The following is a 13,008-nucleotide window of genomic DNA, read 5'->3' as shown; positions in this document are numbered from 1 at the left end:
CATGAAATTCTCCATCCTCCGCCAACAGGCCGGTTCCGGGCTACCCGTGCTCTCCTGCCTGCTCAGTGCGCTGGCGCTGCTTTTGCTGGCAGGTGCCCTGCCGTGGCTCTCGCGTACCGATCCGGCCGCGGCAGTGCTCCGTGCGCGCTACGCCGAGTTGGAACCCACCGCGCAAGCGCTGGACGCGGTCCGCAAGCAGCTGGGCCTGGATCATGGTCCGCTGGCAACCAGCTGGCGGTGGTGGTCCGGGGTGCTGCAAGGAGATTTGGGTACCTCATGGGTTAGCGGTGCGGAGATTGCCCCTGGCCTCTGGCGTGCGCTGTCGGTGTCCGCTACGCTCACCGCTTTCGCCACCGTTGTTGCCCTGCTCGTGGCCGGGGCGCTGATCCTGCCGGCGGCGCTGCGCGTGCTGCGTGACCGCCCGCAGTCCGGTTCGGGCCCGCTGGGAGTAGCCCTGACCGCGCTGCCGGAATTCCTGCTGGCCAGCTTCCTGCTGGTGCTCGTGGCCGTGCAGTGGCAGTGGCTTCCGCCCTACGGGTGGAGCGGCATCGAGCATGCCATCTTGCCTTCGCTGGCCTTGGGCATCCCTGCTGGAGGGCTGCTGGGGCGCTTGCTCGGCGATTCCATCGCCTCGGTGGCGGCCGAACGCTGGGTGGACATTTGGCGGTTGGCTGGCGCCTCGGGCCCGGTGATTTTCTCCGGGGTGCTTCGCCGGGCTTCGGCGGCCATCATCGACCAGCTCGGGTTGGTCTTCATCGGGATGCTCGGCGGCGCGGTCGCCGTGGAGCAGGTTTTCGCCGTCCCGGGGCTTGGACGCTACCTGCTCGGCTCGGCCAACGCGCAGGATCTGCCGGCGCTTCAGGGCGGTTTGCTGTTCATGGCCGCGGCCGCGCTGCTGATCGGGTTGCTGGCAGCCGCCGCTCGCCGCGTCCTGCGCGGCGGACCCCTGCCCGCCGGGTCGCTTCCCGAACCGCCCGAGGCACGAGGCAACCGCCGGGTCCAGCGGTGGACCGCGGGGCTCAGCTGCGCCGCGCTGCTGGCGATGCTAGGCGCGGGACTTCCCCGGGATCCTTATGCGATCAACTACTTGCGGCTCCAGGCGCCAAGCTTGGACTTGCCGTTCGGAGCCGATTCCAGCGGGCGCGATCTGCTGGCCAGGGTGGCTCATGGCACCCTGGGCACGATTCTCCCGGCCATCTTGATCGTGCTGTGCGCGGTCTTGATTGGCTTGCTGCTGGCCGGGGCCGGCGACATCTCGCGCGGACCGTCGATGATTGCCAATGCGACTCCGCCAATTCTCGCCGGCGTCATCATTGCGGCTCTGGCCGGTCCTTCGGTGGGCGGCGCGGCAGTCGCGGTGCTGTGGGTGACCTGGCCGCCACTGGCCACTCATGCCGCTTCCTTGCTGGAGGAAGCCCGTGCGATGCCGCACATCCGCTGGCTTCCGCTGGCAGGCTTGGGCCGGGAGCAAATTTGGTTCCGGCACCTGCTGCCTGCGGTGCTTGCGCCCTTGCTGCGCCATGGGCTGCTGCGCCTGCCCGGTGTTGCGCTGGCCTTGGCTGCGTTGGGTTTCCTCGGGCTCGGCGCCCAGCCGCCAACCCCGGAGTGGGGCCTGCTGCTTGCTGAAGGCATCGGCTACGTGGAGCGTGCGCCATGGACGGCCGTGGCACCAGCCCTGTGCCTGGTGCTCGTCTCGGTCTGCGCGGTAGCTGTCGCGGGGATGAGCTCCTCGCAGCGTCCTCCGAAAAATTCTGGCTATACCGGTGCTGGAACCACCGCGGCATCTTCGAATGCGCCCGCGGACACTTCTGCCGCCCCAGCTGACGGCACGGTGCCCAGCAGCTGAACAAATGGCGAAAAACCCTGGATCCAGTAGTGCGGCCGGGTTTCAGGGATCTTTTCCCGGTCCATTCGATCCTGCCTGGAATCCGGACCCGGTGTCCGGCCTGTCAGTTCTGCGCGAAAAGCACGGCCGCATCGTCCATTACCTGCTTCGCGCCGCCGCGCTGCCAGCTTTCGCGCTGGCGCCGGGCACCATTTCCCCGATTCGCCAGCGAAGCCAGGTAATTGACCACGAATTCCTCGTCTCCATTGCGATGCAATTGCTTGCAGGCGTAGTCGAGGACCCCTTCGAGCATGGTCTTGGCGCTAACGCGTGTATTGGATGCCGGGTCGAAATAGGTGCCGTACACCCCTTCCTTGGCGCTTTGCCACAGGCCCAGGTCAAGAGAGTGCGAGGATCGCGGTTCCATGACGTCCGGTGTTGTTGCGGCGGTATCCACAATCGCCCGGATCAGCAGCGCCAGCGCTACTGATTCACTAGCCTTCATTTGCGTATCCGCAGCTCGGACCTCAATGGTCGGATGGTTCACCGACAAGCGGGCAAACCATCCCAGGTGGCCCGGATCAAGCAGGGCGCCGGAGGCAACCATCGCCGAGACGTGCTTCCCATATGCTTCAGCAGATTCGAAAGCAGGCGGAATCCCGGAGGCAGACCACCGGCGGTAGTGCACGGCCCGCCAGGATTCGAAACCGGTCAGTTCGCCATTCCAAATTGGCGAGTTGGCGCTCATTGCGGTGAGCACCGGCAACCAGCCGCGCAAGGCATTCAACGCCCTGACCCCGGCTTCCGCATCCGGGACATGAACATGGATATGCAGTCCGTTGATGAAGTGCTCCCGGGCGATGCCCGGAACGAATTCATGAATCTTCGCATAGCGCTCGCCCTCAGTGAATCGCGCAGTTTCCGGAAGCAGCAGCGGAGTTCCCGAAGCAAAGGGGGCAACACCGTGCTCACGGCAAATGCGCATGATTGCTGCCCTGCGTTCAGCCAGGGCACCATGAGCTTGCGCAGCTGAGGTGCAGATCCCGGTGACGACTTCCAGCTGGGAGGCCAGCAGTTCGCGGTGCACCGTGGTCCCGTCCAATTCCTGCCCCAGCAGCTGCGAGCTCAGTTCATCGCTCATCGGGATGGGGACGGACGTCTCGGGATCCACGAGGAAGAACTCTTCCTCGATCCCAAAGGTTCTGTTCATTGGACCTCGTTCTCTTCATCTGCTCATCGATATCAATCGAACACTAAACCGCACTGAACCAACCCCCTGCTTTTCCTCTCCCAAACACAGCTATTTTCCAGAAACGCATTGGGCTGGGGGCCATACGCTGAATTCCGGATCGGGGTAGGCGTGGATCGATTTTCCCAGCCGATGCCAAGCGCATTGCCACCCGGGCACAAGCCGCCAATCGCCGGGTCGCAAAGTGTGCGATGGTCGACTCATCGCGGTCCGGTACGCATCGCGGAACAAAAAGCTATCAACCGTCACGCCCGCATTGAGGCGCAGCTTCAGCTGGCGGCCCGCAAGGGACGCCGAACTGCATTTACTGAATGACCCGATATTCAAGCGACGCAGGAGGAAAGACGAATGATCAGCACAGAACAGCTCAATGAGCTAAGCCTTATCGGCGGCACCGTGGTCGGTCCCGATGGCCAGAAGATCGGCAAGTTCGGCCAGGTCTTCATCGATGACCGCAGCGGAGAACCTGCTTGGGCCACCGTCCACACCGGCTTCTTCGGCCTGTCAGAGAGCTTCATTCCACTGAGCGAAGCAGCCATTGCCGGAGATACCTTGTCGATTCCCTACGACAAGCAAACGGTGAAGGATGCTCCGAACATCGAGCCCGAAGGCCGCCTGTCCGAGGCAGAAGAGCAGGAGCTCTACCGCTACTACTCTCTTGCCTGGGATGACGCGGACCAAGCCGCCGTGCAACCTGGCGTCCCGGAATCAGAGGCACGCACCGAGTACTCCCGGGAGGATGTGCGCGAACCGGTGGCTGGCGGCCCGGAAGCCTCCATGCTCCGTTCCGAGGAACAGCTGCATGTGGGAACCGAGAATGTGGAAACCGGCAAGGTGCGACTGCGCAAGCATGTCGTCACCGAAGACGTCACCAGGACCGTTCCGGTAAGCCACGAGGAAGTCCGGCTTGAACGCGAGCCCGTGGCCGATGCCCCAGCAGCAGGCGCCTTGGGCGGCGAGCTTGCCGAGGATGAGCAAGAAGTGACCCTGCATGCCGAGCAGCCCGTGGTCGAGAAAAGCACCGAACCGGTGGAACGGGTGAGCCTGGAGAAGGAAACAGTCACGGAAGAAGAACGCCTCAAGGCTGAATTGCGCAAGGAGCAGGTCGAGACAGAGGGCTTGAGCGACGGTCGGCAGACCCGCTAGCCGTTGATGCAAAGCACTGCACGCAACCCCGGTTCAGCTGGGACAGGAGCGGAATCCGGCTTTTTGCCGGGTTCCGCTCCGGCGTTTTTCCAGTTGGATCCCTTGCCATGCGCTGGAAGAATAATGATCTGTTCGACTCCCGCTGGCGCTCCGGCTAGATTGGCCTGCACAGGAAAGGAGATCCATGCACAAGGGCAAACGGCACCAGGTATCTCATGAAACGCGTGCCGCAATCCTTGCCGCACACTTGGATCGGCCCATGGGCATGCTCGGCGTGGTGTTCCTCTTTGTCGTGCTTGGCCAGCTGCTGGTCTCCGAACCGGGCTGGACCCGGGTGCTGTCCATCGTCGGCTGGATCTTCTGGGCAGTCTTCGCGACAGAGTTCGCGCTGCGTGCTTATGTAGCCAGATCCCAAGCAGAGTTCTGGCGCCGCAATTGGTGGCAGGTGATCTTCCTGCTCTTTCCATTCCTGAGGTTCCTGCGTGCCCTGCAGGCCGCCCGCTTGCTCCGGCTCGGTCGGGCGGCCCGGGTCGGAGGCATCCTCTCGGCGGGCATCCGCGGATCGCGTTCTGCTGGCAGGCTACTGACCGGGCGCATCGGCTGGCTGGCGGCGGTAACCGCCGTAGTGATCCTGGCTTCCAGTCAGCTGCTCTACGCCATGGAATCAAGTACGGATTATTCGGAAGCGCTTTACGAAGCGACCATGGCTACGATTACCGGTTCGGGGATCACCAGCACCGATGCCTTTTCAAAAGCACTTCAGCTTGTCCTGGCCATGTATTCGGTGGTCATCTTCGCAACCCTTGCCGGCTCACTGGGAGCGTTTTTCCTCCAGTCCCAAGTTGAAGGCAAGCGCGGCGTGAATGCCTCACGCCACTAGCTGGCAGAGAACCCCTTGGCTCCTAGGCGTATTCAAGGACGCAGTCGCGGCAGACGATTCCATCCCCGGTTTTCTTCTCCGCCTGGCTTCGGTGCCGGATGGTGAAGCAGCTGCAGCACACGAATTCATCCTGGGCCTGCGGGATGACATCAACAGAAAGCTCTTCATCCACAATCGCGCCGGGAAGCTCCAGTCCGTCGGTCAGATCGGTCTCGTCGAGATCCGAAACGACGCTCTTGGCATCAGGCGCATCGGCTTTCTGCACAGCTTTGAGTGTCTTCTCTGATGCTTCGGCAACGTCGGGTCGAACTTCATCGTAGTCTGCAGCCATGGTCCATTCTCCACAAATCGGGGACACGCGATGCCTTCGGCATCGTCGGATGCCTGGCCTGCTGGCAAGCCGGCCAAGCTATCCTCGCTAGATTACATATCCCCAAGTCATCCAGTTTGCAGGTGGGAAAATTACTAGCAACTCCCAAGGTTCGGTGAACCGTTCTGGCGGATCCGGGCGTCTACCGGTTCTCGAATTTGTTCAGCTTATGCGTCCCATCGCAAAAAGGCTTGATTGCTGAAGCCCCGCACCGGCATAGCGCCACGGTCCCCCGGCGTGAATCCAGTTGCTGGTTATCCTCATCGAGGATCTCGAAGTCTCCGCGTACCAGCAGCGGTCCACGGGGGCACACGGTGATTGACGTTTCCTTCGGCTCGCTCATGCGTTCACCTCCGCGGCTTCGTACAGCGCGCTGGTCCCGTTCTGCCAGGCATTCAGCTGCCATTTGCCGGCCAGCACATCAACTGCGGCCGCCGCCTGGGCACCGAAGAAAACATCCGCCATCAGCTGAGGTTCCGCTTCCACCAGTCCACCTGCCAGGTCGCGTCCGGCAATCTGCTCATGGACCGCATCTGCTTCCACATGCTCATCGAAGTAATCGGTCACCGGGGATTCGAAGCCCAGCCGGCGGAATCCCCGGGCATAGGCGGCGTTGGGAATCGAGGAGGTCATTTCATAAATCGCCAAGTGGCCGGTAATGGCACCACGCAGCCTCCGGTGCATTCCGAACAGCGAAATCAGGTTCACCGATGCCAAGAAAATTGCCGGTACCTTATCGACGTAGGCGCCGAAGGAATCATCCAGTCCCAACCCGCGCATGGTGGCCCGATACAGTTCGCTGTGCATCTTGGGCAGCGAGCCGCCGCCGTATTCATCGGCTTGGATTTCCACCATCGCCGCCTTGGCCCGGCCGTCGAGCTTGGGGATGGCCCAGGTGTGCGGATCAGCTTCCTTGAGCTGGTACATGGATTTGAGGATGAGGAATTCCCTTGCCTGGTCCTTAGTGGCGTTGCGGGCAACATAGCGGGAGACGGAAGGACCTGAGTCATCTGCAGCCAGGGCGAAGAGTGCATCGGCTACGTTGGCCGCCTGCGGTTCTACCTGCGGGGCGGGACCTGCGATGGCGCGCAGGCGTTCTTCCAGTACGGCTTCGATGCGCTGGCGCAGCGCAAGCAGGCCCGGGTCCCATTCCCAGTTCTCATCAGCATCTTCAAAGCCCCGGTAATGCAGCTCGTAGAGCATGAAGAGGCTGAGCTGCAGATCATCATCAAAGAGGACATCACCTTGCTCTGAGAGCTTGGTGTCCAATGCTGATTGAAGCTGATCGAATTCTGCCGCATCCGGTGCTGCGCGAAGCACGGCCGCCAGCGACTGGGAAACCTGTCCACGTGGTGTCGGGAGATGCATTTTGCTCCTTCTTGCTCAACGCCAGCTTCCTGCCGCTGGCAATGCAGCTATCTTGCCAGCGGGCCGGTTAGCGAGCCACCGCTAACAGGAAAAGCCAAGGTAGGCTCTTTTGCCCATGGACTGGCGGCTCGCACGGGCATGGCGAAGCCGCCCTCGCGGCACTTCGGCGGCGAGGGCGGCCTTGGTTTTTGAATTCCGGGAGCCGCCAGGTCCTCAGGCGCTGAGCTCCTTGGCGATTGCTTCATTGAAGGCCACCAGGTCCCCTGGATTGCGTGAAGTAATCAGTGCGAAGCCATTGGCCGGGCAACGGAATACCGAAACGTCTTTCCAGCTGCCGCCGGCGTTGATGACGTCGGTCTTGATTGAGTTGTAAGAGGTCAGGGTCTTTCCCTGGACCAGTCCGGCTTCAACCAGCAGCCACGGTCCGTGGCAGATGGACGCTACAGGGCGTCCCGATGAGGCGAAGGATTTCACGATGCGGTTGGCATCGGCATCCAGCCGGAGGTTGTCGGCGTTCAGCGTTCCACCGGGAATGAGCAGCAGATCGAATTCGGCTTCGTTCACCGATGCCAAGGTTTGGCCGGCTTCAAATATCTCGCCCAGGTCCCAGTCCCCGGTCAAGGTCTGCACCTTGCCGGTTTCCGGCGCTGCGATGACCACCTCGGCACCGGATTGGCGGAGCATGTTGACGGGATCCTTCAGCTCGTCCTGTTCCACGCCGCGGTTGGAAACGATCGCAAGAACTTTCTTTCCTGATAGATCTGGCATTTGCAGCATCCTTTCGTTGGGTTCCATCCCCAACCCTGCCCTGCATGCCCTCCTGGGGCAACGCGTGTTCAGGATCCATACAGCGAAGGTCGAAGCACCTGCGCCACACGCGATGCTCCGACCTTCTGAGGTGGCAATCGATGTCCACTCGTTTGCCGCTTCCTAAGCTACGGCCTGCCTGCCGCGCTTTCACTGCCCTTCGAATTCTCCAAGCTGGCTTCAAGGTTCGTGCACTCCACCGGGCGGCGACGCGTTCCTTCTCCGAGCCTGGCGATGTTGCAGGAGGTGACCCGAAGCTGGCAACTTCATGCCAGCATATTTCATGCAAGATTAGACCGCGCCGCTCCAAGGTGCCGTTGCGGGGCGCGGAGCGCAACATCGATTCCTCCCAAAAACCGTGTTTCCCCGCATTTTCACTACGCCAGAACCAGTCAATTGCGCGTTCGGCGTGCGGCCTCTAGCAGAAATATTGTCACGTTGGAATCGTCTTTCGCCTACCCGTTCATGGCTTGCAGTTGCGAAATGGGCATTGCTACGTTGGATTTATTGGCTTGGCGCTTCTCAGCAGTCCGGAGCCAGGGATACTAACTCCCCCGCAGACCGGACGGAACGCCGCAGATCAAGCTTAGGAAGATGTGGAGGTAGTACAAGTGACAGGACGAATTGTTAGGTCCAGAACTGCTGAGCGCACAGCTGAACTCCTGGGGTCCCGCGAGGGCAGGAAGCATTTGTCCCAGCATGGATGGACCCAGGGAATGCCGGTAGTCATGGCAGGGGCCCAAGAACTCTTGGATGATGTCATGGGGTTGGTATCTGTCCACGGGCGTGCCGCACTCATTGCCATGATCGACCCCCGCAGCGATGACCTGCAGGTCCTGCATGTCTCCGCACCCAGCCCGGTACTGGAAATTGTCACCCCTGCGGCTGCGCGAACCCGGATCGCTTCGCTGTTCGCCGCCGCACAGGACGAAGGCATGCAGACCTTCCGTGTGAAGTACTGGCAGCACAGCGCAGTAGCGCACTTGATTCCTGCCTGCCACCGGTCCGCAGAGGAAGACCGCCTGTCCTATCGCCCCAAGCTGTCCTCCTGATCCAATGGCTTGAAGAGCATCAATAGCAAGATAGCGCCCAGCGGATGCTGGGCGCTATCTTGCTATTACGGAACTCAGTGCTGGAGCCTGGCCTTTTCCACCTGGAAATGCGCTCCGTGAATTCGGCAAAGCGCTGATCCCAATTGGGAAGCGGCGGTACCCTCTGGTCGGAGGGCACCGCCGCTTCCCATTTTCAGGACTCGTGGAAGGAGCTGCTACGGCCTCACGCTGATCGAATCGATCGCGACCCGGGCGTCCTCTGCCAGATTCTGCGGCATCGGTGCGCTCTTGGCGGAGTCGGCCGCGACCTTCTGCCCTTCATCGCTGACCACGTACTGGCCGAAGGTCTTGATCAGTTCCACGGTTTGCGGGTCTTGGTAGCTGCTGCAGAAGAGCAGATACGAGACCAGCACCATCGGGTACGCGCCTTCTGCAGTGGTTTTGCGGTCCAGCTCCAAGGAGATGTCATGCTCGTTGCGTCCCTCGACGCGGTGGGATTCAGCCACAGCAGCGGCCGCCGCTTCACCGGTCACAGCCACGAAATCATCGCCTACCTTCAGCTTCACCTTGCCCAGCGAGTCATCCACCAGAGAATCATCGGCGTAGGTCACCGCACCTTCGGCACGCGTCACGGTGGTCACCACTCCGGCATTGCCCTGCGCCTTTTCCAAACCGGTGGCATCGGGCCAGCCGCCATCTGGCTCATGCGGCCAAGCTTCGGGAGCTACAGTGTGCAGGTATTCGGTGAAGTTCTCGGTAGTTCCCGAATCATCAGCACGGGCCACTCCGGTAATTGGCAGTTCTGGCAGTTCCACCTCTGGATTCAGCTTTGCAATGGCCGGATCCTGCCAGGAACGGATCTCGCCGGAGAAGATCCGGGCAATCGTCTTGGCATCCATATTCAATTCCTTGATGCCCGGCAGGTTGAACGCAATGGTAATCGGGGAAATGTAGGCAGGGATGTTGATGGCCCCCTGCGGTCCGCAGGTTTCGATGGACCGCGCGATTTCTTCATCCTTCAAGAACGCGTCAGATCCGGCGAACTCGGTGCCGCCAGCCAGAAAACCGGCACGACCCGCACCGGAACCGACTGAGGCATACTGCACCTGCACCTTGGGGTGCTGCGAAGAAAATGCCGTGGTCCAGGCGTTCATTGCGGAGTTCTGCGCGCTGGAACCTCCACCGGTCAATGTGCCTTGGAGAGTGGATTTGTTGGATTCGGCGGCTTTGCGCTGTTCATCACCCAATGGATAGTCGGAGCCGCAACCTGCCAAGAGCAGTGTCATTCCGAGGGCGGCGCTCGCTGTGAAACCTGCAGGTCGGGCAAAAGCATGTTTGGCAGAGCGAATTTGGCGCAAGAGAACTCCTGGTACTTCAAGGTGAACATGAGGTGGCGTTAAGTAACCAGTCAAGCATTGTCCGCCGTTTTCCTGAAACCCGCCATGTCACAGATGGGCTGGAAAACCCGGCGCATCACTCCTTTCCTGAGTGCCAGCTCAAGATATCTGTCCCAGTTTGTGACGGACGGCTCATATTCCTAATGTCGCTAATAGATAAATTGCAAGCATGAGTTTGGTCCTGTTCGAAACCATGGTTTGCCGCAGCACGGCAGTAATCGCCTGCACCGCGCAAGACCATTCGCATGGCCCGGAACCAGCTGGCGGGAGAGGGAATCAGCTCAGTAATCGAAGCCGGATTCCCCGGATCGCAGTGATGCCCTCGCGGTATCCACGGGTTTTGACATGCTTTCCTGAGTGTTTCCTGTTCGTTTTGATGTCGATTTTATGAATCAGCTGTGCGGCTTGTAGTGTCCTTCAAGTGCATCGCAGTCTTGATGCTGAACGAAGTTACTCGATCCTTTTGGAGGAAGTCATGGGTTTCATTGGCTGGATAGTCCTAGGCCTCATCGCAGGCGCCATTGCCAAGGCGATCAAGCCCGGCGAGCAAGGTGGCGGCTGGATCGCTACGTTGTTGCTGGGTGTTGTAGGAGCCATTGTTGGCGGGTGGATTGGATCCGCTGTCTTCGGTGTCGGAGTGAGCGAATTCTGGAGCTTGTCGACGTGGTTGCTGGCCATCGGCGGTGCGTTGATTGTCCTCATTATCTGGGGTCTGATCACGCGCAAGAGGGCCTAGCCCGCACAACGGACAGGGGTCTTGCCTTTAAAAGGCAGGGCCCCTGCCTTTTACCCTGGCGCTGAATCTTTCCTGCGTCAGAGCACGGCATCGATACTGCTTCCCGGGAACCTTGGATACTTCGGGAATCAGGAGAATCCAAAAAGTTCAGGAATTAGGGATGCCGGTAGGACAAATGTGCGCCCCGCTGGCTTGGAACATATTCCGGAAGCCGGTGGGCTACTGCGGTGCAGTCCCAGTATTTCACTCGGAAAGACAGCACGCCTTCCTTGGCGACCTGCTCGACGAATGATTGGGCGGTAAAACCAGAAGGATAGGCATCTACGGCGTTGAGAGCCGCGTTGGGCAGTGAGACATGCACCAGGCAGAGCTCAGAAGTGCGCGGATCAAGCATGACCAGCAGGACTGGAGACCCGTGCACGGAGGCAAGCCCCATGACGTAGGTGAACGACTCGGAGGGTTCTGCGATGACCACCGGCATTCCCTTGCGCCACCCGCTTCGCTCCAGGTGCTTGCGTCCTTCTCGCGATTCCAGCAGTTCGCTGACGCGCTTGGCAGTATTCGATCTGACTAGATTTGGGGTCATCGTTTTCCTCCGTTGTTTCCGTAACTTTCCGAGTACTCCCCATGAGTCACGCTGCTCGAGCTTTCAGATCGGGCTTGAGGCGATAACCGCCGCAACGATATCCGGCACTTGCAACAGAGTGTCTTCCCAACGTAAGCCCTTTGAGTCGAACAAGATAGCCCTGAAATAACGATATTGCTCTGACTTAGGCATAAATATTCAAAACATACTTAAATAACGGTCAGATGACGTAACATCGCTGCCGCCTACAAAAGGGATCCCCCAAAAGGTGCCGGATTCACGATGGCCAAGGCGGATCACGGCGATTTCCGCAACTTCCAGAAGATTTCTGGAGATTGACTGGAAATTCCTTGCCACCGGGACCGCACTGCGCACCGCGCATTAACCTAGCTCCACCAGCCAGCGACACAGCTGGCCGGAATGCGAGATGGGAGGGGACGCAACATGCGCAAGTTCGGCGTAGAAGAAGAGCTCCTGCTGGTTGATGCTGCCACGTTACGGCCCTCGCCACTGGGAGAGCAGGCAGTGGTGCTGCATCACGGGATCACCTCCTCGGGGAGCGACTTGGCAACCGAGTTGAAACAGGAGCAGATCGAATCCGTCTGTCCGCCGCAGACAACACTGGAAGGCCAGCTGCAGGCCATCCGCAGCGGACGCGCCGCAGCCGATGCCGCTGCGCAGGCTGCCGGCGGGCGCGCGGTCGCCCTGGCTACATCTCCAGCGGCTGCTGCCTCGCATTTCACCAGCTCGGCGCGGTTCGCGATGATTGCCGATCGCTTCGGCATGACCGCCAAAGAGCAGCTCACCAATGGCTTCCACGTCCATGTGGAGGTATCTTCCATCTGTGAAGCTGTGGCGGCACTGGACCAGATCCGCGTGTGGCTGCCGACACTGCTGGCGCTAAGCGCCAATTCGCCTTTCTGGCAAGGGGCGGATACCGGCTTCGCTTCCTACCGTTACCAAGCCTGGTCACGGTGGCCGACTTCCGGGCCCACGGAATTCTTCGGAGCCGACACCGGCTATTTGAACTACCGGCAATCACTGCTCGACACCATGGTTCCGCTGGATCAGGCAATGATCTATTCCGATGCGCGGATCTGCGAGCACCAGTCGACGCTGGAAGTGCGCATTGCCGATGTCTGCCTCGAAGCGGAGCACGCAGCAGTGCTTGCCGCCATCATCCGCGCCCTGGTGGAAACCGCCGCACGCGATCCGCAAATTCACCCGCCTGGAATTCCCGCATCCTTGCTGCGGGTGTGGTCGTGGGAAGCCAGCCGCAGCGGTACGGAAGGGAAACTGATCCATCCTCGCTCAGGAACCCCAGCGCCGGCAGCTGAAGTAGCTGGAGCGCTGCTTGAGCAGCTCGAACCGGTCCTTGAGGACTACGGGGACCTGAACCAGGTCCGCTTCGAGGTGGCGCGCATTCTGCGCGATGGTTCCGGAGCCCGGGCCCAACGCCAGGCTTTTGCATCCCGAGGCCGGATTCCAGACATCGTTGCCATGGCTATCGACAGGACGCACGCCGGAGCAGCGGAGGCGGCAGCCTCGCCATTGTCCGTCGGCCGCGCCCCTGCGCCGGACTAGTGCGATTG

The 13,008-nt window shown here is 60.8% G+C and carries 13 protein-coding genes; 6 read left to right on the top strand and 7 right to left on the bottom strand.

All coding sequences use genetic code 11. The features are described from left to right. Position 1 precedes the first annotated feature (1 nt). Entirely contained in the window at positions 2-1,846 is a 1,845-nt protein-coding gene (locus AB4Y71_RS01785) for an ABC transporter permease subunit (RefSeq protein WP_441717523.1), read from the top strand. 103 nt (positions 1,847-1,949) lie between these two features. On the opposite strand, the gene AB4Y71_RS01780 is transcribed toward AB4Y71_RS01785, so the two are convergent. Then, positions 1,950-3,035, bottom strand: coding sequence for a carboxylate-amine ligase (locus AB4Y71_RS01780; RefSeq protein ID WP_441717521.1), 1,086 nt, complete (start codon positions 3,033-3,035; stop codon positions 1,950-1,952). A gap of 387 nt (positions 3,036-3,422) precedes the next feature. Here AB4Y71_RS01780 and AB4Y71_RS01775 point away from each other — a divergent pair, with 387 nt between their 5' ends. Together AB4Y71_RS01775 and AB4Y71_RS01770 are read left to right on the top strand one after the other, a co-directional pair. Further along, positions 3,423-4,220, top strand: coding sequence for a DUF2382 domain-containing protein (locus AB4Y71_RS01775; protein WP_441717520.1), 798 nt, complete (start codon positions 3,423-3,425; stop codon positions 4,218-4,220). Between the two features lie 184 nt (positions 4,221-4,404). Further along, a complete protein-coding gene (locus tag AB4Y71_RS01770) occupies positions 4,405-5,100 on the top strand; it encodes a hypothetical protein (protein ID WP_441717518.1) in 696 nt (231 codons plus the stop codon). A 22-nt stretch (positions 5,101-5,122) separates the two neighbouring features. Here the strand turns inward: AB4Y71_RS01770 and AB4Y71_RS01765 are convergent, their stop codons facing one another. The 4 genes from AB4Y71_RS01765 to AB4Y71_RS01750 form a co-directional block, all read right to left on the bottom strand. Beyond that, positions 5,123-5,431 carry a DUF4193 domain-containing protein gene (locus AB4Y71_RS01765; protein WP_013350482.1) on the bottom strand — a complete coding sequence of 103 codons (309 nt, stop codon included), beginning with the start codon at positions 5,429-5,431 and terminating at the stop codon, positions 5,123-5,125. Positions 5,432-5,612: 181 nt separating this feature from the next. Further along, a complete protein-coding gene (locus tag AB4Y71_RS01760) occupies positions 5,613-5,813 on the bottom strand; it encodes a CDGSH iron-sulfur domain-containing protein (RefSeq protein WP_013350483.1) in 201 nt (66 codons plus the stop codon). Continuing rightward, complete coding sequence (locus tag AB4Y71_RS01755; protein ID WP_441717516.1) at positions 5,810-6,838, bottom strand: iron-containing redox enzyme family protein; 1,029 nt, start codon at positions 6,836-6,838, stop codon at positions 5,810-5,812. Before AB4Y71_RS01755 ends, AB4Y71_RS01760 begins: the two co-directional genes overlap by 4 nt. A 213-nt stretch (positions 6,839-7,051) precedes the next feature. Continuing rightward, on the bottom strand, positions 7,052-7,606 hold the full coding sequence (locus AB4Y71_RS01750) for a type 1 glutamine amidotransferase domain-containing protein (protein WP_013350485.1): 555 nt from the start codon (positions 7,604-7,606) through the stop codon (positions 7,052-7,054). Positions 7,607-8,334: 728 nt separating this feature from the next. Between AB4Y71_RS01750 and AB4Y71_RS01745 the strand changes: the two genes are divergently transcribed. Continuing rightward, on the top strand, positions 8,335-8,697 hold the full coding sequence (locus AB4Y71_RS01745) for a hypothetical protein (RefSeq protein ID WP_441717515.1): 363 nt from the start codon (positions 8,335-8,337) through the stop codon (positions 8,695-8,697). A 215-nt stretch (positions 8,698-8,912) separates the two neighbouring features. On the opposite strand, the gene pstS is transcribed toward AB4Y71_RS01745, so the two are convergent. Continuing rightward, on the bottom strand, positions 8,913-9,983 hold the full coding sequence (gene pstS / locus AB4Y71_RS01740) for a phosphate ABC transporter substrate-binding protein PstS (protein WP_441717514.1): 1,071 nt from the start codon (positions 9,981-9,983) through the stop codon (positions 8,913-8,915). A gap of 586 nt (positions 9,984-10,569) precedes the next feature. On the opposite strand from pstS, the gene AB4Y71_RS01735 reads away from it, so the two are divergent. Continuing rightward, on the top strand, positions 10,570-10,830 hold the full coding sequence (locus AB4Y71_RS01735; RefSeq protein ID WP_134779219.1) for a GlsB/YeaQ/YmgE family stress response membrane protein: 261 nt from the start codon (positions 10,570-10,572) through the stop codon (positions 10,828-10,830). A gap of 154 nt (positions 10,831-10,984) precedes the next feature. Here AB4Y71_RS01735 and AB4Y71_RS01730 read toward each other — a convergent pair whose 3' ends face one another. Beyond that, positions 10,985-11,416 carry a hypothetical protein gene (locus tag AB4Y71_RS01730; protein ID WP_441717513.1) on the bottom strand — a complete coding sequence of 144 codons (432 nt, stop codon included), beginning with the start codon at positions 11,414-11,416 and terminating at the stop codon, positions 10,985-10,987. A 444-nt stretch (positions 11,417-11,860) separates the two neighbouring features. Between AB4Y71_RS01730 and AB4Y71_RS01725 the strand changes: the two genes are divergently transcribed. Then, a complete protein-coding gene (locus AB4Y71_RS01725; RefSeq protein ID WP_441717511.1) occupies positions 11,861-13,000 on the top strand; it encodes a carboxylate-amine ligase in 1,140 nt (379 codons plus the stop codon). The last annotated feature ends 8 nt before the right edge of the window (positions 13,001-13,008 follow it).

It is taken from the genome of Glutamicibacter sp. MCAF14, from assembly GCF_052114325.1.
Taxonomy (GTDB): Bacteria; Actinomycetota; Actinomycetes; order Actinomycetales; family Micrococcaceae; genus Glutamicibacter; species Glutamicibacter arilaitensis.
Note: the sequence above shows the minus strand (reverse complement) of the source record. Positions and strands in the feature narration are given on the sequence as shown.

Coding starts and splice junctions, on each gene's coding strand:
- AB4Y71_RS01735 (WP_134779219.1), top strand. CDS start 10,570: ATGGGTTTCATTGGCTGGATAGTCCTAGGCCTCATCGCAGGCGCCATT.
- AB4Y71_RS01765 (WP_013350482.1), bottom strand. CDS start 5,431: ATGGCTGCAGACTACGATGAAGTTCGACCCGACGTTGCCGAAGCATCA.
- AB4Y71_RS01760 (WP_013350483.1), bottom strand. CDS start 5,813: ATGAGCGAGCCGAAGGAAACGTCAATCACCGTGTGCCCCCGTGGACCG.
- pstS (WP_441717514.1), bottom strand. CDS start 9,983: ATGACACTGCTCTTGGCAGGTTGCGGCTCCGACTATCCATTGGGTGAT.
- AB4Y71_RS01755 (WP_441717516.1), bottom strand. CDS start 6,838: ATGCATCTCCCGACACCACGTGGACAGGTTTCCCAGTCGCTGGCGGCC.
- AB4Y71_RS01770 (WP_441717518.1), top strand. CDS start 4,405: ATGCACAAGGGCAAACGGCACCAGGTATCTCATGAAACGCGTGCCGCA.
- AB4Y71_RS01730 (WP_441717513.1), bottom strand. CDS start 11,416: ATGACCCCAAATCTAGTCAGATCGAATACTGCCAAGCGCGTCAGCGAA.
- AB4Y71_RS01725 (WP_441717511.1), top strand. CDS start 11,861: ATGCGCAAGTTCGGCGTAGAAGAAGAGCTCCTGCTGGTTGATGCTGCC.
- AB4Y71_RS01780 (WP_441717521.1), bottom strand. CDS start 3,035: ATGAACAGAACCTTTGGGATCGAGGAAGAGTTCTTCCTCGTGGATCCC.
- AB4Y71_RS01750 (WP_013350485.1), bottom strand. CDS start 7,606: ATGCCAGATCTATCAGGAAAGAAAGTTCTTGCGATCGTTTCCAACCGC.
- AB4Y71_RS01785 (WP_441717523.1), top strand. CDS start 2: ATGAAATTCTCCATCCTCCGCCAACAGGCCGGTTCCGGGCTACCCGTG.
- AB4Y71_RS01775 (WP_441717520.1), top strand. CDS start 3,423: ATGATCAGCACAGAACAGCTCAATGAGCTAAGCCTTATCGGCGGCACC.